Origin of the sequence: Nonomuraea sp. LP-02, from assembly GCF_036289125.1 — a bacterium.
GTDB classification, from domain to species: Bacteria; Actinomycetota; Actinomycetes; order Streptosporangiales; family Streptosporangiaceae; genus Nonomuraea; species Nonomuraea bangladeshensis.
In genome coordinates this window covers 1,951,961-1,969,810 of record NZ_JAXCLK010000001.1, presented here as the reverse complement: position 1 = coordinate 1,969,810, position 17,850 = coordinate 1,951,961, and the positions used below count along the sequence as shown (strand labels likewise).

Genomic DNA, 17,850 nt, shown 5'->3' with positions numbered 1-17,850 from the left:
TACACCAGGGGTATACACGCGGCGCATAGACGATGATCGTCGTGGATGCGAACCTTGTCGGGCCGACCGGCATCGAACCACGCGACGTCACTGATCAACCGGGGAGAACGATGGCGACGGCACTGCTCGACGGGGACCCGCAGCGGCTCGGGCCGTACTGGCTGGCGGGGCGGCTGGGCGCGGGCGGGCAGGGCGTCGTCTACGAGGCCTACACCGAGGACGCCCGCCGCGTCGCCATCAAGGTCCTGCACAGCGACCAGGCCGCCCAGCTCGGCAGGGAGGCGGCGGCCGCGCGGCGGGTCGCCTCGTTCTGCACCGCGAGCGTGCTCGACGCCCGGCTGGACGGGCCCCGGCCGTACATCGTCAGCGAGTACGTCGAAGGCCCCAGCCTGCGCCAGGTCGTGGCCAGCGGCCGCCGCTTCGCCGGAGGCGACCTGCACCGCCTGGCCACCGCCATCGCCACCGCCCTGACCGCCGTGCACGACGCGGGCGTCATCCACCGCGACCTCAAACCGGACAACGTGCTGCTCGGCCCGGACGGCCCGCGCGTGATCGACTTCGGCATCTCGCGGACGGCGGAGATGTCGCTCACCGAGACCGGCCTGATCACGGGCACGCCCACGTACATGGCGCCCGAGGTGTTCACCGGGCACCGCGCCGGCGCGCCGGCGGACGTGTTCGCCTGGGGCGGCATCGTGCTGTTCGCCGCCACCGGCGTCGACCCCTTCCAGGCCGAGAGCCTGGGCGGCGTCATGCACCGGGTGCTGTCGGCCAGCCCCGACCTCGGCGTGCTGCCCCAGCAGCTCCAGCCGCTGGTGGCGGCCGCGCTGGCCAAGGACCCGCTCGGCCGGCCCACCTCCCGCGAGCTGCTGCTCGCCCTGGTCAGCGGCGGCGGGCGGCTGGACATGGCCCGGCTGCTGGCCGAGGGCGGGCGCGCCGCCACCCGGATCGCGGTGCAGGCCGACGACCCGGCGCTCGGCACGCTGGCCGAGCAGGCGTACGGGATGCTCGGGCCGGTGGAACGCGAGCTGGTGGCCGAGGTGTTCCTGCGGCTGGTCACCGTGGACGAGCAGGACGAGCTGACCGTGCGGCGGGCCGCCGAGCCCGAACTGCTCGGCGGCCGGGCGCCGCACGAGGCCGAGGCCGTCGAACGGATCCTGACGGTGTTCGCGTACCTGCTGGCCAGGAAGGGCGAGGAGATCTGGCTGGCCCGGCCGGCGCTGCCGCACGCCTGGCCCAGGTACCGGCACTGGATCGACGCCAACCGCGACGGGCTGGCCGCGCACCGCGACCTCCTCACCGCGGCCCGCCGCTGGCAGGCCGGCGGCCGGCGCGACGGCGACCTGCTGCGCGGCAGCGGCCTCGACGACGCCCTGCGATGGGCGGCCGACCGGCGGCGCGACATCACCCTGTCCCCGGTGGAGCGGGCCTTCCTGCAGGCGAGCGCCGACCTGGTCCGGCGCGGCGCCAAGCGGGCCCGGCTGGTCTCGCTCAGCCTCGGCGGACTCCTGGTGATCTCGCTGGCCGCCGGCGGGCTGGCCGTGCAGCAGGGCATCGTCGCCGACCGGCGCGCGGAGGAGATCGCGGCCTCACTCGGCCGGTCGGAGGCGGCCCGGCTGGCCGGGCTCGCCCAGCAGGCACGCCTCACCGACCCCCGGCTCGCCGCGCGGCTCAGTGTCGCGGCGTGGAGCCTGGACCACACCCCGCTGACCAGGGAGGCGCTGATGACGGCCCTGGCCGGGCGCGAGTCGGCGGCGTTCACCGACCCGGCCCGCGCCGCCGACACCGTACGCGCCCTCGGCGCCGACGGGCGCAGCCTGGCCGGCGTGACCGGCGACGCCGCCCAGGTGTGGGACGTGCGCACCGGCCGGCGGGCCGGCGGCGTCACCCGGCTGGGACTGGCGGGGGACCAGGTCGTCGCCGTGGCGCTGGCGTCCTCGCGCCGCACGCTCGCCGTCCTGACCGACCGCCGCGTACGCGCCTTCGACCTCGCCACCGGCAAGGCGATCAGGACGTGGACCTTCGCCCGCCCGCTCGACCTGGTCAACAGCTGGGCGGAGCTCGCGCACGCCGACGACCGGGCGGTGACGATCCGCCGCCCCGGCGGCGGCCTGCGGTGGGACGTGCGGACCGGCGGGCGTACCCGGCTGCCCGAGGCCGAGGTGGCGAGCGCGGACGGCGCCTGGCGGGCGGTCCGGCGGGCCGGAGCCGTCCGCCTGACCCGCGCCGGGAACGCCCCCGTCGACCTCGGCCTCGAGGACGGCGCTGGCAGCCAGGGCGCCTGGAACGGCGGCCGGATGACGGTCAGCGGCGACGGCACGCTGGCCGCCTCGGTCACCGGCTCGCAGATCCAGTTCTGGCGCATGGCCGACGCCCAGCTCCTCACCACCATGCCGCTGCTCGGCAACCCCGACGCCGGCGGAGAGGAACCCCAGGGCGCCTTCGACGGCCGTACCTTCCGCTACCTGGTGGAGGACCGGGTCTTCTCCGTCGACGTCGGCGACCTCGCCCTCACCCCGGCGCGCACGCCGATCGATTTCGGCAGGCTGAGCCCGGACGGCCGCCTGCTGGCGGCGCAGACCGGCGAGGTGACCCGGCTGCGCCCCGTCACCGCCGGCACGACGGGGGGAACGCTGCCCGCTTCGGACGACGTGTTCTTCAGCCAGGACGGCAGGCTGCTGGCCGCCGCCGGCGAGGACGGGGCGCGGATCGTGGACGCCGCCACGCGGGCCGTCCTCGGCGCCGTCACCCCCGGCCCGCGCGGCATGGAGCTCGTCACCGCGGCCTTCAGCCCGGACGGTACCCGCCTGGCACTCGTCCTGCGCAGCAGCGACGACGGGCGCGCCACGGCCGAGCACGCCGTCCAGGTGTGGGACTGGAAGGCCCGGCGCAGGCTCTGGACCACCACGCTGCCGACGACCAACGACGTGGCCTTCTCCCCCGACGGCGCGCTGCTGGCGGTCGCCGGCGCCGGCCAGCGCCTGCTCGACGCCGCCACCGGCCGTCCGGCGGGCCCGCCGTTCGCCGCCACCGGCCGCGACACCCTCGCAGCCCGGATCTTCTTCCTGCACAGCGGCAAGGGCGTGGTGGTCCTGGACTCCCGAGGCCGCCTGACGCCGTGGAGCACCACCGGCGAACGCCTCGGCCCGGTCTTCCGCGAGAAGTCCGGCGAGCCGTCCGTCGCCGCCTACTCCCCGCGCGACGACCTCGTCGCCCTCGGCGTCGGCGAGGGCAGGGTACGGCTGGTCGACCCGGCCACGGGCACCAGCCTCGGCCTCCTGCGTGACACCGCCGGAGGACAGGACCCCGACACCGGGCAGCTGCAGTCGATCGCCTTCACCGCCGACGGCGCCGCCGTCCTGACCCTCGGGCTGGACGGAGCCGTCCACACCCACGCCATCGCGCCGGCCGCCGTCGTCAAGGCGCTGTGCCGGCGGTCGGGCGGCCCGCTCACCGCCGCCGAGTGGAAGACCCACGTCCCCGCGCTCCCGTACCGCGACGGCTGCGCGGGCTGAAGCGGGACGGTCACCGCTTGCCGGACAGCCACTCGGCGAGGACGGCGGCCTGGCTGTGGTCCACGTCCTTAGTGGCGGTCAGCAGCGTGAGCCGGTCCTCGGAGGCCAGGTCGCGCAGATGATCCGCGGCCGGCCGGTGCCCGGCGTCGCGCAGTTCGTCGAGGTAGCGGCGGCGGAACTCGGGGAAACGGCCGGGGTCGTGGCCGTACCACTTGCGTAGTTCGCTCGACGGGGCCACGTCGCGCAGCCACTCGTCCAGGTGCGCGTCCTCCTTGCGCACGCCCCGCGGCCAGACGCGGTCGACCAGCACCCGGCGGCCGTCCTCGGGCGAGGATTCCTCGTAGATCCTGCGGTAGGTGACGTCCTTGCTCATGGCAGCGCTCCCAACCGGCCGGGCATGGCCTGCCAGACGACTGCCCCCGGGGCCGGACGCCGAACCGGCCGGAACGCGAGACCCGGCCGGAACGCGGCGGACGTCAGGGCTGGAGGTCCGTCACTCCCCTGCCGGTCGCGAGGTCGAACGGCACCGAGACCTGGTCGTGCACGATCAGCCACTCGCCGTCGATCCTGCTGAAGCAGAAGGTGGCCCGGACCCACATGCCGCCCGCCGCCGCCCCGTTCTCCAGCGTGCCGCTGAGCCGGCCCAGACCGTGCCCGAACGCGACGCCGTCGCCCACGGTGAGCGTCAGGTCGCGCAGCTCGTACGTCACCTTCTCGAACACCGCGAACACCTTCGCCCAGTTGCGCAGCTTCGCGGCCACGCCCACGTGCTGGAGCGGCGGTTCGACGTCGAAGGAGACCACGCCGGGCGCGTAGGCCCCTTCCAGGGCCCGCAGGTCCTTGGCCTCGATCCCCTCCACCAGCGCCTCGATCCGCCGCCGGATCTCGGCCTCGCCGCTCTCGTCTCGCCTGGTCATCGTTTCCCCCATCCGTCGGGTGTCTTTACCCGTACGACGAAACGGCGCCGCGAAAGGTCAGGCCGGCGCGCCCAGCGCCGTGAGGGCGGCGGCCAGCCGCGGGTCCTCCCGCCCCGCCTCCTCCAGCGCGGCCTTCAGCGTCTCCTCGTACGTGCGGCCGGCCTCGGCGTGCCGGGCGCGGCCCGTCTCGGTGATGACCGTGTAGACGCCGCGCCTGTCGTCCGGGCACAGATCCCGGTAGGCGAAGTCCGCCGCGTTCAGCCGCGCCACCAGGCGGGTCACCGAGCTCTGGTTGAGCCCGACCTTGTCGGCCAGCTCCTGCATGCGCAGCTCGCCGGCGGGCGAGGCGGCGAGGTGGCCGAGCGCGCGGAACTCCGACAGGCCGATGCCGTGCCTGCGCTGCAACGCGGCGGCGAGCCTGCTCTCCACGCGGGTGTGCAGCAGGATGACGCGCTGCCAGGCGGCGGCGGCGTCCGAAACCGTGGTGGTGGCCATGGGACCTCTCAATTCGGAAGACCGGCTTGACACGAGGATACATGTACATGCAACATCCTTTCCAGCAGTTCACTTGCACGTACATACAAATAGGAGCCCCTCCGATGGCCTGGATCCACCTGCTCATCGCCGCCGTCTTCGAAGTCGTCTTCGCCCTGGCGACCAACGCCACCGAAGGATTCACCCGGCTCTGGCCGTCCCTGCTCACGGCCGCCGCCGCAGCCGGCGGGATCTTCTTCCTGAGCCTGGCGCTCAAGACGCTGGACGTCGGCGTCGGCTACACCGTCTGGACCGGCATCGGGTCGGTCGGCACGGTCGTGCTGGGCTCCGTGATCTTCGGCGAGGAGATCACGGTCTGGAAGGCGCTGGCCTTCGTCCTGATCATCGGCGGCGTCCTGGGACTCAAGCTGTCCGACCGCCTCTCCCCCGCCGCCTGAGTCCGAAAGGAAACGTCATCATGGCCTGGATCTACCTCTCCATCGCGATCGTCTTCGAGATCGGCTTCGCCCTCGGCACCAACGCCACCCAGGGCTTCACCCGGCTGTGGCCGTCGGTCTTCACGCTGCTGTCGGCCGCCGGCGGCATCTTCACCCTCAGCCTGGCGCTCAAGACGCTGGACGTCGGCGTCGGCTACACCATCTGGACCGGCATCGGCTCCATCGGCACCGTCGTCCTCGGCGCCCTCATCTACAAGGAGAAGATCACGCCCGCCAAGCTCGGCTCGTTCGCCGCCATCATCGGCGGCGTCATCCTCCTCAAGGTCGCCGCAGGGATCTGACCGGGTGCGGAACCCAGGCGCGGGACAGGTTAAGCTACAGGTGTAAGAAAACTTGCACCTGTAGCTTTTCGTGAGGACGACGTGCCGTGGCCACCAGAGACACCCCCACCGTGCCCGGCGACCCGCGCGTGCGCCGCACGCGATCGGCCCTGGCCCGTGCGCTGATCGAGCTGGCCGAGGAGCGGGACCTGGCCCGGATCAGCGTCTCCGACGTGGCCGGGAGCGCGGGAGTGAGCCGCTCGGCCTTCTACGACCACTACCGGGACGTGCACGAACTGGCCGAGGACGCCTGCACCGCGATGATCGACGACCTGATCGACTCCCTGCCCGGCCCGGCGCTCGACTCGGCGGACCTGGCCGGCGAGGCGATCGAGTCGCTGACGGCGTTCTTCGACCGCCTGGCCGCGCACGCGGGGCTGTACCGCGCGCTGCTGGGGCCGCAAGGCAGCGCCCGCGTGGCCGGCCACATCCGCGGCCGCATCGCCGCGGTCATCCACGACCGTCTGACGCACGCGGACGCCACCGGCTGGCCGGAACACGTCCCGCACGACGTGACGGCCTCGTTCACCGCCGGCGCGCTCATCGGGGTCGCGGTGGACTGGCTGGAGCACGGATGCACCCGGCCCCCGGCGACGATGGCCGCGGCCATCTGGCCGCTGGTCAACGCCCACTACCGCGTCAGCGCCGGCGCGAGCTGAGCGCCCCTTTCCGATCTGTCGCCACCTGAAGGAGAACCCCCATGTCCACTGCTGATGTGTCCGGCAAGTCCCTGGCCGAGCTCGTCTCCCTGCGCGGACGGCGCGCGGTCGTCACCGGAGGCGCCCGCGGCCTGGGCAAGGCCATCGCCGCGCGCCTCGCCGAGGCCGGCGCCGACCTGCTGATCGGCGACCTCGACGAGGAGCAGGCCACGGCCGCGGCCAAGGAGCTGGCCGAGCGCCACGGAGTGCACGCCATCGGCGCCGCCATGGACGTCACCGACGCGGCCGCCGTGGCCGCGGCCGCCGACCGGGCCGTGGCCGAGCTCGGCGGCCTGGAGATCTGGGTGAACAACGCCGGCATCTTCCCCGCCGTACCCCTGCTGGAGATGACCGAGGAGACGTGGGACCAGGTGTTCGCCGTGAACGCCCGCGGCGTCTTCGTCGGCGCGCGCGAGGCCGCGCGGCGCATGTCGGCGCCGCGCGGCGGCAGCGACAGGGGCGGCGTCATCGTGAACATCGTCTCCACCGCCGGTTTCCGGGGCAGCGCGCCCGGCCTGGCGGCGTACGTCGGATCCAAGCACGCCGTCCGCGGCCTCACCCGCGAGCTGGCGCTCGAACTGGCCCCGCTGGGCATCCGCGTTCTGGGGGTGGCGCCCAGCTTCGTCCCCACGGAGGGCAACCTGGCGATGGCCGCCGCGGCCGGCGTGAACCTCGACGAGATCCCGCCGACCGACCTCATGCTGAACAGCCCGATCGGCCGGATCGGCACCCCGGACGACATCGCGCGCGTCGCCCTGTTCTGCGCTTCGGACCTGTCGGCGTTCATGACCGGCAGCACCCTGCTCGCCGACGGCGGCGACACCGCCTGAGCTTCTCAGGCCGGGTGCGTCTCCAGCGGATTGGCGGCGATCCGGCCGGCGACGTTCCTGCGCACCGACGCGGCGGCCGCGCTGCCCGGCTTGCGCCCGGCCTGGTCCTTGAAACAGCCGAGGAACTCCGCGCCGAAGCCCAGGCGCGGATAGCGGGCGAGGACCGCCGCCCTGGCCGGCGCGGGGAACTCCTCCGCGTGCCGGCCCACCACCTCCCAGCTCGTCGCGACCTGCAGCACATGCGCCTCCGGATCGCCGGCCGCCGGCACGTCGTCGCGCATGTGCAGCACGATGATCTCGCGGGCTCGGGCCGCCCGCTCCCGCGGCCAGCCGGCGGCCACGCCGAAGACCCACGCCAACTCGCCTCCGGCCTCCTCGAACGGCAGCCGGTGACTGTCGAAGGGCTCCGTCAGGCCGGCGTCGTGCAGCAGCGCCGCGACGCAGTACAGCTCGTCGTCGAACGCGATCGCGTGCGCCGCGCCGTACATCGCTCCCCACACGTACGAACGGATGCAGTGGTTGAGCAGCGCGGGCGAGCAGTAGCGGGTCGCCACGGACAGCGCGGCGGCGGTCGCGGGCGTGTTCGGGAACGTGATCACCATCACGGAGTGTAGTCGGCTGCTGCGGCGCGGCTACGCCGCCGGAAAGCCGACCGCGTTGGCCGCGTCGGCCTCGAAGCAGTCCGTCGTGGCGAACGCGCCGACGTGTTCCTCGAAGAAGCTCCTGACGCCGTCGAGCGCGTCGTGGACGATGACGTTCACCGCCCTGGTCCCGTCGGCGCTCGCCACCGCCATCGTCCACCGCGCGCCCGCGGGAAGCCTGCCGTACGCCTGCTTCAGTGAATCCCAGAAACCGTCGTGGTCGGAAATCCGGGAAACAGCCATCACGTGCACCGTGGCGCCCTCCTCGTCGATTCTCGGATTGACCCGGCAATTGAGGTGGAGATATCGCGCGGCGCCGTTCTCGAAATCGTAGATCGCGAGAGTCTGGGGTTCCTCGGCCGGATGGGCGGGCGGCATCAGGAAATGGGTCTCGCTGATCGGGAGCAACTCGTGATCGAGCCGTTCCGGCCTGCCGAGGAACTGCGCCTCCATCGGGTTCAGGGTGGATCTGAGGTGAAGCTTCCCGCTTTCGGCCGCCACTTCGAAGCGGTTGCCGGGGCGTTCGTAGACACCTTCGTACCGGGACAGGTCGAGGACGAGGCCCGGGTCGGGCTCCGGCAGGTCGGGGATCGTGACCGTGCCGAGGCCGGCCAGGATCTCGTTGAACACCTGGCGGTAGAGGCCGTCGCGCGGACCGGCGTTCGTCAGCATCGTGACGGCGATGCCCGGCTCCGGCAGGATCCGCAGCCGGGCGCTCTGGCTGATCGCGCTGCCGTCGTGCGCGTAGACGGTCTGCCCGTGCCAGTCGCACACGACGAGACCGAGCGCCCATTCCGGCCCGAACATGTACGGGTCGGGCACCGGGACCCGGGACCGCGTCATCTCGCGGATGATGCCGGGCGAGACGATCTCGGTGCCGTCCGGGGCCTTTCCTTCGTTGAGGAAGACGTACGCCAGCGTGAGCAGGTCGCGGGCCGTCGTGTTGACGTTGCCGCCGGGGCCGAAGGCACGCGGCAGGTGACCCAATGGCGACAGGATCGGCCCTTCGTCGAGGGACAGGACCAGGTGTCCGGTCGCGGCCAGGCTCTCGTCCACGTGCTCGCGGCGGGTGCTCGTCGAGGTCAGCCCCAGCGGTCCGAACAGGCGGTCCCTCATGATGTCGTCCCACCGCCTGCCGTCGATCACCTCCATGACGCGGGCGAGGATCGCGTAGCCCAGGGCCGCGCTGTAGCCGTGGGTGTGACCCAGGGGGTGGACCTGGCGCGCGCCGGCGATGTTGGCCACCATGCGCTCGTACACGTCGTCGTCCTCGCCCGGATCCCCGTAGCTCTCCTCGATGCCGCTGGTGTGGTTGAGGAGATGGCGGGCGGTGACGCGGGCGCTGACGCCGGGGTCGGCGACCCGGAATCCGGGCAGATAGGTCCGCACCGGCTCGTCCAGGGCGGCTTTCCCCTCGTCGACGAGTTGCATGAAGGCGAGGGCGGTCCAGGTCTTGGACACCGAGCCGCACTGGTAGACGGTGCCGGTCGTCGCGGGCTCACCCGTGGAGACGTCCTTGACGCCGACCGCGAAGTCGGTGATCTGCCCGTCGCGCAGGATCCCGATCGTGGCTCCCGGGATCCGGTGCTCCGCCAGCAGTTCGGACACGCGCGCCCGCATCCGGGTCACGTCCAACGCTCTCTCCATAAGTGTCGCCTCAATCCTGTCGAATTCTTTCCGGGCGGGGAAAGGCTACGTTGCGTTCATGAAAGCGTCAACGAAAAGCCGCCGAAAAAGCGGCTCTATACGGGGTCTCGACGCGAATCGTTGCAATGAGATTGTCGATGAATGCAATTCACGGCGAACAGTCGTTGCAATGTACTGTTGGTGAACGCACCGACAGGAGGACGAGCCGATGCCCGGAGGAAGGCTGACCCACGAGGACCGCCGGCAGATCGCGATCTGGCTGGCCGAAGGGCTGGGCTACGCCGAGATCGCCAGGCGGCTGGGCCGGCCCACCTCCACGATCAGCCGCGAGGTGGCCCGCAACAGCGCGCCCGGCGGCTACCTGCCCGACCGCGCCCAGCAGAGCGCCGGGCAGCGCGCCCGCCGCCGCGGACCGGCCCAGGCCGCCGAGCCGCCGGCCGGCGGGTGGCCGTCCGAGCCCGTGCGCGGCTTCGTCGAGCGGTTCGCGACGCTGCTGGTCGGGACCGGTTTCCCCCGGATGCCCGCCCGCGTGTTCGTCTGCCTGCTCACCGCCGGCACCGGGAGCCTGACCTCCGCCGAGCTCGTACGCCGGTTACAGGTCAGCCCGGCGTCGGTGTCCAAAGCCGTCGGCTACCTGGAGACGACCGGGCTGATCAGGCGCGCCAAGGACACCGGCCGCCGCGAGCGTTACGTCGTCGACGACGACATCTGGCTCCGGGCCCTCGTGGCCGACACCGGGGCACACGCCGAGGTCGCGGCGGCCGCGCGGAGCGGCATCGAGATCTTCGGCCCCGGCACGCCCGCCGCCGCCCGGCTGGAACGGATGGCGCGGTTCTTCGCCTGGATCGGCGAGCAGCTGAACGGCCTCGCCGACGCCGCCGCCGGCGACGCGCTCACCGTGGTGGCCGCCCTGGTGCACGCCGCCCGGCCGCTCACCATGGACGACCTCGCCGCCGCGCTGGGCTGGCCCGCGCGGCGGGCGGCGGCCGCCCTGGACACGCTCATCCGCCGTCCGGACCTCGCCGACCCGCTCGCGGTGGAGCAGGCCGGACGCGGCGCGTACGTCGTCGCCCCGAGGCCCGACCGCCTGAGCCCCGCGCAACGCGAGGCGCTGACCGCCGGTCAGCCGGCGTCCCGCTCGTCGTAGGTCTCGCGGTGGGCGAGCACCTCGTCCATGTGCGTCTCGGCCCAGGACTTGAGGCCGCGCATCATCTGGTGCAGGGACAGGCCCAGGTCGGTCAGCTCGTACGTGACCGTGACCGGCACCGTCGGCTTCACGGTGCGGGTGACGAGACCGTCGCGCTCCAGAGAACGCAGCGTCTGCGTGAGCATCTTCTGGCTGACGCCGGCCAGCAGCCGGGACAGCTCCGAGTAGCGCATCGGCCGGGGCTCGCCCGTGCAGCCCGCCTCCGGCTGCGGCTGCGGCGAGCCGCCGCTGCCGAGCGCGGCCAGGATCAGGGTGACCCATTTGTTGGAGATCCGGTCGAGCAGCTTGCGGCTGGGACACACCGCTATGAAAGCGTCGTACTGCGCCTTGGCTTGCGCCCTCTGCTGGGCCGCCGTCGTCGTCGCCATCCGCTGCTCCTCCAACCGGTGGGTGCCCTACGTACTCCGAAGTGCGTACTTCCTGTCAGGAAGTTACCTCACCATACTGAAGCAAGGAGCCGTCAGGCACCACCTCGTACGACCTGAGAAAGCAGAGACATGAGCACGTTTTCCCCTTCGCTTCCCGGCGGCACCTGGACCCTGGGCGACCTGACCGTCACCCGGTTCGGCTACGGAGCCATGCAGCTCGCCGGCCCCGGAGTGATGGGCCCGCCCGCCGACCGCGACGGCGCACTCGCCGTCCTGCGCGAGGCCGTCGACCTCGGCATCACCCACATCGACACCGCCGACGCCTACGGGCCGCACATCACCAACCAGCTGATCCGCGAAGCGCTGCACCCCTACCCGGACACCCTGCGCATCGTGACCAAGGTCGGCGCGACCCGGGACGAACAGGGAGGCTGGCCGCCCGCCCGCGAGCCCGAAGACCTGCGCCGCGCCGTCCGCCACAACCTGGACAACCTCGGCCTCGAGACGCTGGACGTGGTCAACCTCCGTCTCGGCGACGCCCAGGGCCCGCGGCCCGGCTCGCTCGCCGAGCCGTTCGAGACGCTCGCCGAACTCCAGCGACAAGGGCTGATCCGGCACCTCGGCGTCAGCAACGCGACCGCGGACCAGGTCGCCGAGGCACGCGCGATCGCGCCGATCGTGTGCGTGCAGAACATGTACAACCTCGCCCACCGGCAGGACGACGACCTGATCGACGAGCTCGCCGGGCAGGGCATCGCCTACGTCCCCTTCTTCCCGCTCGGCGGCTTCAGCCCCCTGCAGTCCTCGGCGCTCACGGCCGTGGCCGCCCGGCTGGACGCCACGCCGATGTCGGTCGCCCTGGCCTGGCTGCTGCACCGCTCGCCCAACATCCTGCTCATCCCCGGCACTTCGTCCGTCGCCCACCTGCGCGAGAACGTCGCCGGTGCCGGACTCCCCCTCTCCGACGGAGACCTCGCCGAGCTGGACAAGATCGGCGGCTAGGCGGGGGTGACCGGCCCGGACTCGTCCGCGAAGATCACCGCCTGGACAGGCGAAGGCCTCGATGACCCGGCGGGTCACCCCGGGCGGCGGACGGTACGCACTGATCCCTGAACGTTACAAAACCGTACAATCGCTCCACAGGTGACAGTCCATACGATTTCTCCACCAACTCCTATCTATCGGACGGCCTTCCTTGGTCCCTCCCTCACCGCCGGGCACGGGCGGCGCCGTGCCGGCGGCGAGGTCGGGCTCAGTGTTGCGTCCTGCGGACCTCAAGCGTCACGCCGGCGCCCTTTCGGGTGTCGAAATAGCAGAAACCGGAACCGTCACTCCTGCGCCCGCGCGCGATGACGTCCAGACCGAGGGCGCCCGCCCGGGACTCGGCGTCGGCCAGATCCGGGGATTCGAAGCCGAGGTGGTAGACGCCCTCGCCGAACTCCTCCAGGAAACGCCGTTGCGGCGAGTCGAGCGGCGGCGGCTCGCACAACTGAAGCTGCACATTGTCGAGGTCGGCGCACTTGTAGCGCATGGCGGCCGACGCCTCGGCGTTGGGGACTTCGTACTCGACGTACGGCGTGCCCTTCGGGTAGTCGTACCACGGCCCGATGCCCAGGCTCTCGTAATAGGCGACGGACCGATCCAGGTCGGCGACGACGACGCACACGTGGTGCAGCGTCCTGAAGTGGTGGGTCACTTTGCCCTCTCCAGCGGTAGACGAGATGCCCGAATCTCTTGTATACAGACCTGTGTACGGTAACACATGCAGGTCAGTCCACCAGGAGATGTTTCATGTACTACTTCGGCTACTGCACCTACCTGCTCGACGAGGAGCTGCGGAAATACCTGCCCGAGGCGGTCCAGGTGACCAAGGCCAAGGCGGTCAACCATCAGATCCAGTTCCGCGCCGCCGGGGAGCGCACCGACCGCGGCTGGTGCCACCTGGCCAACGTCGGCACCTACGGCAAGGCCGCCCAGGGCATCGTCTTCGAGGTCGACGACACGCGGATGAAGGACGAGTTCGACGACTTCGACATCGTCTACCTGACCGTCCAGGGCGACGACGGCAAGTCCTACGACTGCTTCACCTACATCCTGTCGCGGCCCGGCGTCCGGATGCGCCCGCCGCGGTTCTACTGGGAGCGCGTCCCCAACGGCCTGAAGGAGCAGAACTTCCCCGCCGACTACCAGGCCGAGGTCCAGCGGATTTTCGACGAGGCCGCCGAGTGCCCTGACTTCGAGCGTCCCATGCCCGCGGGCAAGCCCGGACGTTCCGCCGACACCCGCTGATCCCCACCCGCCCTCGTCACCCCCCAGATCCAAGGGGAGATCCCCATGAAATTCCGCGTGCTGCCCACGGCCCTTCTCACCGCTGCGCTGCTCCTGACCGGCTGCTCCGCCGGCGGTGAGACCACCGCCGCGACGAACGCGAAGGCGCCGACCCTGGAAAAGGGCACACTGAAGATCGGCTCGCAGCAGTCGTACATCCCCGGCGAGTTCCGCGCCGACGGCTCAGGGCCCCTGCAGGGCTTCGGTGTGGAGCTCGTCGAGGAAGTCGCCCGACGGCTCGGCCTGACCCCGCAATGGGTGCAGAGCGACTACTCGGCCATCATCACCGGCCTGCAGTCCGGCCAGTTCGACCTCGGTTCCGGCGGCATGAGCCCCAACCCCGAACGGCTGCAGCAGGTCGACATGATCGGCTACTTCCAGTCCGGCGCGACGTACCTGGTCCGCAAGGCGGACGCGGCCAAGTACGCCACCGGCGAGTCCATGTGCGGACAGAAGCTCGGCATGCTGGAAGGTTCCACGACGCTGGAGAAGGCGGTGGCCGCGCTCAACGAGAAGTGCTCCTCGCCCATCCAGATCGAGTACTACACCTCCACCCCCCTGGGCCTGCAGGGCCTGCTGTCGGAGCGCATCGCCGCCTACGCCCCCGATGTGGCGCAGGCGCAGTACATCGTGAAGGAGAACCCCGACCAGTTCGCCACCACGAACTACCACCTCGTCGACTACCTCATCAACTTCACGCTGGTGAAGGACAAGAACTCCGAGCTGCGCAACCAGATCTACGCGACGCTCGAGGCGATGATGCGGGACGGCACGTACACCAAGATCCTCGACAAGTGGAACCTCAAGACGGGCGGCCTGACCAAGCCCGCCTACAACGGCGACCTCGACGCGAAGCCGTGACGATGACGGAGCCCGGTACGGCGGCGTGGCCCGCCGTACCGGCCCTGTGAGAGAAAGCCCATGAACACCACATACTGTCCCGTCAGGAAACCCCGGCCCTGGGGCCAGATCGCCCAGGCCGGCGTCGTCGTCGTGGCGCTTCCCCTGATCATCTGGCCGTTCGTGTCGTCGGACGTGTTCGATCTGGCCACGGTCGGCCGCTACCTGTTCTCCGCGACGATCGTCCAGGCCGTCTGGAGCACGCTGTCGCTGGCGACCCTGAGCACCGCTCTGGCCATCGTGCTGGGCACGGTCATCGCGCTGGCGCGCATCAGTGAGAACGCCGTCCTGCGGGCCGCCGCGACGGGCTACATCTTCGTCTTCCGCGGCACCCCCATGCTGGTGCAGCTGCTCATCTGGTTCTACGCCGTGCCCCGCGTCATCGGCCAGATCAGCCTGAGCGTCCCGTTCACCGACACGGTGCTCATCCCGCAACAGCCGGCCAGCGCCTTCTTCACTCCGTTCATCGCCGGCCTGTTCGCTCTCACCCTGGCCGAGAGCGCCTACATGGCCGAGGTGGTCCGCAGCGGCATCCAGGGCGTGGACCAGGGCCAGCGGGACGCCGCGCGGGCGCTGGGCCTGCGCCGAGGAAAGATCATCCGGCAGATCGTGCTCGTCCAGGCGTTCCGCATCGTCATGCCGGCCGTCGGCAACCAGTACATCATGATGATCAAGAACACGTCGCTCGCCTACGCGATCGGCTACTCCGAGATCCTCCTGTCGGTCAGCCGCGTCTACTACACCAACTTCAAGTATCTGGAACTGCTGCTCGTCGCCGCCTTCTGGTATCTGGTGCTCACCGCGGCCATCACTGTCCTGCAGCATTTCATCGAGAAGAGGTGGCCGGCGCGATGACCGTCAAGCTGCGAGCCGAGCACGTGTTCAAGTCCTTCGGCCGGACCCAGGTGCTCAAGGACGTCTCGATGGACCTGCGTGACGGCGAGATCGTCGCGCTGATCGGCCCCTCGGGAGCCGGCAAGTCCACCTTCCTGCGCTGCGTCAACGTCCTGGAGATCATCGACTCCGGCCGGATCGAGGTCGACGGCGAGCTGTTCGGCTACCGCGAGGCCGGTGACCACCTCCAGCCGCTGGGCGACAAGGAGGCCAGCCTCCAGCGTTCCCGCATCGGCATGGTCTTCCAGCATTTCAATCTCTTCCGCCACATGACGGCCGTCGAGAACGTCGCCTTCGGCCCGCGCGAGGTGCTCGGCCGCGACCGGGCCGAGGCGACCCGGCAGGCGATGGACCTGCTCGCCCGGATGGGCCTGACGGGCCGGGAGCACCACTACCCGCGCCAGCTCTCCGGAGGTCAGCAGCAGCGGGTCGCCATCGCCAGGGCACTGGCCATGGACCCCAGCCTGATCCTGCTCGACGAACCCACCAGCGCCCTGGATCCGGAGCTGCGCGTCGAGGTCGCCAACGTCATCCGCGACCTGGCCCGCGAACGATGCACGATGCTGCTGGCCACCCACGACATCCCGCTCGTGGAGGACATCGCCGACCGGGTCGTCTTCATGGTGGACGGCGCGGTCGTGGAGGAGGGCCCCACTGAGCAGATCCTCAGGTCCCCCGTTCAGGAGCGTACGGGCGCGTTCCTGACGAAGATGACCAGCAGGGCATGAACGTCCTGCTCTACGCGGCGATGACCACGATCTGGGGAGCCAGCTTCTTCTTCACCGCCATCGCCCTCGACGGCTTCAGCCCGTACATGATCGTTCTCATCAGGACGGCGCTGGCCGCCGCGGTGCTCGCCGTCTTCCTGCGTACGCGCCGGCGGCGCCTGCCCTCCTCCCGCCGGGAGCTGCCGCACCTGCTCGTTCTCGGGGCTTTCAACATCGCGCTGCCCTTCACCCTGCTCACGGCGGCCCAGGAGCACGTCAGCTCCTCCACCACGGTGGTGCTGTCGGCGACCACGCCGGTGTTCGTCTTCCTCATGGCCGTCCTGGCGGCCAGGACCGAGCGCTTCGACGCGCTCCGGCTCGGCGGCATGGTGGTGGCCTTCGCCGGGATCGGGCTGCTGTCGGGACCGGGTCAGGCGGACGGGGAGGGGAACTGGCAGTGGCAGCTCGTCGTGGTGGCCAGTTCGATGATCTTCGCGTGCGGAAACGTCTACACCAAGCGCTTCCTGTCACAGCTGGCGCCCTCGGTCATCGCCTGCGGGCAGTTCGCGGCCGGGGCGCTCGTGCTGCTCCCGGTCACGGCGGCGACCGGGCACCTCACCGTCGACCGGCCGGGGCCGCTGCCGATCCTGGCCCTGCTCGAACTGGGCCTGCTCGGCTCGGCCGCCGGCTATCTGCTCTACTTCCGGTTCATCATGCTCTGGGGATCGACCGCCGCCTCGGTCAACACCTACTTCCAGCCGATCGTCGGGCTGCTCCTCGGCGTGCTGGTCCTCGGCGAGCGGATGGCGGGCGCGCAGTGGGCCGCGCTCGGCGTGACGCTGCTCGGCCTGCTGCTGTTCGGGTACGCCACCGTCAGGGCGAGCCGGGCGGGACCCGGCCGCCCAGCCGCAGTACGAGACCGTCCGGTCCCGGCTCGGCTGCCCTGATCAGCCACATCCGGGCGGGCAGCGCCGTGCCCGCACCGGTGGTGTGGGCCGTCACGGACAGCAACGCGCCCGCCGCGCCGCCGCCGGCGGGCAGCAGCACCTCCGCCTGTGCCCGCGCCCCGTCCGCGAAGTTGATCACCAGGCCGACGGGGCGCAGCTCATCCGGCCCCGGCAGCACCACGGCCGCGCCGGGGAACAGATGGGTCCACGCGGTGGACGCCTCGATCACTGCAGGCCCAGAGACGCGCGAATGATCCGGATGGTCGCCGCGACGTGCTCGCGTGCCACCCGCGCGGCGTTGTCGCCGTCACCGGCCCTGATGAACGCCACCAGCTCACGGTGCTGGGAGTTGACGACCTCGTCATCGGCCGGCGTGAACACGACCGGCTGATGGAAGTTCCAGTAGTTGACCTTCGTACGCCGGTAGAACTGCGTGATCAAGGAGTTCGCGGCGCCCTCGGTGATGAGGTCGTGGAACTCGTTGTTGAGCTGGTTGAGCGTCACGCGCGAGATGCCGGGCTGCTCCATCCGCTCGATGAGTTCCTCGATCCTGCCGAGCCGCTCCCCGTCGAGACGGCCCGCGGCCAGGTAGGCGGCGTGCGCCTCGATCCCGGCCCGCGCCTCGATGATCTCCAGCATCTCCTCCGGCGCGTGGTCCCGTACGATCCAGCCCTTGCGCTGGACGACCAGGCCCTCCTGGCGAAGGCGCAGCAGGGCCTCACGCACGGGAGTCCTGCTGACCTGCAACCAGTCGGCCAGTTCCTCCTCGACCAGCCGGTGGTTGGGGCGGAACTCGGCGGAGAGGATCGCGTCGCGCAGACGCTCGTGCACGACGTCGGCCATGAACTCCGTCGTCGGGCGTTTCTTCTTGTCAGGCGTCACGGCCATGCTGAATGTCCTGCTCCCGATACGCGCCGAGGATGCTGTATACAACATTGT

The 17,850-nt window shown here is 71.1% G+C and carries 21 protein-coding genes; 12 read left to right on the top strand and 9 right to left on the bottom strand.

Going from position 1 to position 17,850, the window contains the following annotated elements:
• Positions 1–110: 110 nt before the first annotated feature.
• Complete coding sequence (locus tag SMD20_RS09200; protein ID WP_329577657.1) at positions 111–3,515, top strand: serine/threonine-protein kinase; 3,405 nt, start codon at positions 111–113, stop codon at positions 3,513–3,515.
• 10 nt (positions 3,516–3,525) lie between these two features.
• Here SMD20_RS09200 and SMD20_RS09195 read toward each other — a convergent pair whose 3' ends face one another.
• From SMD20_RS09195 to SMD20_RS09185, 3 genes are all read right to left on the bottom strand, one after another.
• Positions 3,526–3,888, bottom strand: a complete 363-nt coding sequence (locus SMD20_RS09195; RefSeq protein ID WP_329577654.1) for a DUF488 domain-containing protein — start codon at positions 3,886–3,888, stop codon at positions 3,526–3,528.
• A 103-nt stretch (positions 3,889–3,991) separates the two neighbouring features.
• Positions 3,992–4,432 (bottom strand): YybH family protein, encoded by a 441-nt coding sequence (locus tag SMD20_RS09190; protein WP_329577653.1) that lies wholly within the window; start codon positions 4,430–4,432, stop codon positions 3,992–3,994.
• A 57-nt stretch (positions 4,433–4,489) separates the two neighbouring features.
• Positions 4,490–4,927, bottom strand: a complete 438-nt coding sequence (locus tag SMD20_RS09185) for a MarR family winged helix-turn-helix transcriptional regulator (protein WP_329577649.1) — start codon at positions 4,925–4,927, stop codon at positions 4,490–4,492.
• A 104-nt stretch (positions 4,928–5,031) separates the two neighbouring features.
• Between SMD20_RS09185 and SMD20_RS09180 the strand changes: the two genes are divergently transcribed.
• The 4 genes from SMD20_RS09180 to SMD20_RS09165 all read left to right on the top strand — a co-directional run bounded on the left by SMD20_RS09180 (position 5,032) and on the right by SMD20_RS09165 (position 7,272).
• Positions 5,032–5,364: a DMT family transporter gene (locus SMD20_RS09180; protein WP_329577647.1), complete on the top strand. Its 333-nt coding sequence runs from the start codon at positions 5,032–5,034 to the stop codon at positions 5,362–5,364.
• Between the two features lie 20 nt (positions 5,365–5,384).
• On the top strand, positions 5,385–5,705 hold the full coding sequence (locus tag SMD20_RS09175; RefSeq protein ID WP_329577645.1) for a DMT family transporter: 321 nt from the start codon (positions 5,385–5,387) through the stop codon (positions 5,703–5,705).
• 86 nt (positions 5,706–5,791) lie between these two features.
• Entirely contained in the window at positions 5,792–6,403 is a 612-nt protein-coding gene (locus SMD20_RS09170; protein ID WP_329577643.1) for a TetR/AcrR family transcriptional regulator, read from the top strand.
• Between the two features lie 41 nt (positions 6,404–6,444).
• On the top strand, positions 6,445–7,272 hold the full coding sequence (locus SMD20_RS09165) for an SDR family NAD(P)-dependent oxidoreductase (RefSeq protein WP_329577640.1): 828 nt from the start codon (positions 6,445–6,447) through the stop codon (positions 7,270–7,272).
• A gap of 5 nt (positions 7,273–7,277) precedes the next feature.
• Here the strand turns inward: SMD20_RS09165 and SMD20_RS09160 are convergent, their stop codons facing one another.
• Positions 7,278–7,874 (bottom strand): cyanamide hydratase, encoded by a 597-nt coding sequence (locus SMD20_RS09160; protein WP_329577637.1) that lies wholly within the window; start codon positions 7,872–7,874, stop codon positions 7,278–7,280.
• Positions 7,875–7,904: 30 nt separating this feature from the next.
• A complete protein-coding gene (locus SMD20_RS09155) occupies positions 7,905–9,542 on the bottom strand; it encodes a serine hydrolase domain-containing protein (protein ID WP_329592481.1) in 1,638 nt (545 codons plus the stop codon).
• A gap of 226 nt (positions 9,543–9,768) precedes the next feature.
• Here SMD20_RS09155 and SMD20_RS09145 point away from each other — a divergent pair, with 226 nt between their 5' ends.
• On the top strand, positions 9,769–10,707 hold the full coding sequence (locus tag SMD20_RS09145; RefSeq protein WP_442942461.1) for a helix-turn-helix domain-containing protein: 939 nt from the start codon (positions 9,769–9,771) through the stop codon (positions 10,705–10,707).
• Here the strand turns inward: SMD20_RS09145 and SMD20_RS09140 are convergent.
• Entirely contained in the window at positions 10,683–11,135 is a 453-nt protein-coding gene (locus tag SMD20_RS09140; RefSeq protein WP_329577634.1) for a winged helix-turn-helix transcriptional regulator, read from the bottom strand. The two genes, SMD20_RS09145 and SMD20_RS09140, sit on opposite strands and share 25 nt — an antisense overlap.
• A gap of 129 nt (positions 11,136–11,264) precedes the next feature.
• Here SMD20_RS09140 and SMD20_RS09135 point away from each other — a divergent pair, with 129 nt between their 5' ends.
• Positions 11,265–12,137 carry an aldo/keto reductase family oxidoreductase gene (locus tag SMD20_RS09135; RefSeq protein ID WP_329577632.1) on the top strand — a complete coding sequence of 291 codons (873 nt, stop codon included), beginning with the start codon at positions 11,265–11,267 and terminating at the stop codon, positions 12,135–12,137.
• Positions 12,138–12,387: 250 nt separating this feature from the next.
• Here the strand turns inward: SMD20_RS09135 and SMD20_RS09130 are convergent, their stop codons facing one another.
• Positions 12,388–12,831 carry a VOC family protein gene (locus SMD20_RS09130; RefSeq protein WP_329577629.1) on the bottom strand — a complete coding sequence of 148 codons (444 nt, stop codon included), beginning with the start codon at positions 12,829–12,831 and terminating at the stop codon, positions 12,388–12,390.
• Positions 12,832–12,926: 95 nt separating this feature from the next.
• On the opposite strand from SMD20_RS09130, the gene SMD20_RS09125 reads away from it, so the two are divergent.
• From SMD20_RS09125 to SMD20_RS09105, 5 genes are read left to right on the top strand one after another with little or no spacing between them, the layout of a single operon-like run.
• A complete protein-coding gene (locus SMD20_RS09125; protein WP_329577627.1) occupies positions 12,927–13,424 on the top strand; it encodes a hypothetical protein in 498 nt (165 codons plus the stop codon).
• A 45-nt stretch (positions 13,425–13,469) separates the two neighbouring features.
• Positions 13,470–14,324, top strand: coding sequence for a transporter substrate-binding domain-containing protein (locus SMD20_RS09120; protein ID WP_329577624.1), 855 nt, complete (start codon positions 13,470–13,472; stop codon positions 14,322–14,324).
• Between the two features lie 60 nt (positions 14,325–14,384).
• Positions 14,385–15,218 (top strand): amino acid ABC transporter permease, encoded by an 834-nt coding sequence (locus SMD20_RS09115; RefSeq protein WP_329577622.1) that lies wholly within the window; start codon positions 14,385–14,387, stop codon positions 15,216–15,218.
• Entirely contained in the window at positions 15,215–15,985 is a 771-nt protein-coding gene (locus tag SMD20_RS09110; protein WP_329577618.1) for an amino acid ABC transporter ATP-binding protein, read from the top strand. Before SMD20_RS09115 ends, SMD20_RS09110 begins: the two co-directional genes overlap by 4 nt.
• Positions 15,982–16,911, top strand: a complete 930-nt coding sequence (locus tag SMD20_RS09105; RefSeq protein ID WP_329577615.1) for a DMT family transporter — start codon at positions 15,982–15,984, stop codon at positions 16,909–16,911. The genes SMD20_RS09110 and SMD20_RS09105 overlap by 4 nt, the downstream gene beginning before the upstream one ends.
• Here the strand turns inward: SMD20_RS09105 and SMD20_RS09100 are convergent.
• Both SMD20_RS09100 and SMD20_RS09095 read right to left on the bottom strand, forming a co-directional pair.
• On the bottom strand, positions 16,838–17,140 hold the full coding sequence (locus SMD20_RS09100) for a hypothetical protein (protein ID WP_329577612.1): 303 nt from the start codon (positions 17,138–17,140) through the stop codon (positions 16,838–16,840). The two genes, SMD20_RS09105 and SMD20_RS09100, sit on opposite strands and share 74 nt — an antisense overlap.
• Positions 17,137–17,799 (bottom strand): GntR family transcriptional regulator, encoded by a 663-nt coding sequence (locus SMD20_RS09095; RefSeq protein WP_329577609.1) that lies wholly within the window; start codon positions 17,797–17,799, stop codon positions 17,137–17,139. Before SMD20_RS09095 ends, SMD20_RS09100 begins: the two co-directional genes overlap by 4 nt.
• Positions 17,800–17,850: the final 51 nt, after the last annotated feature.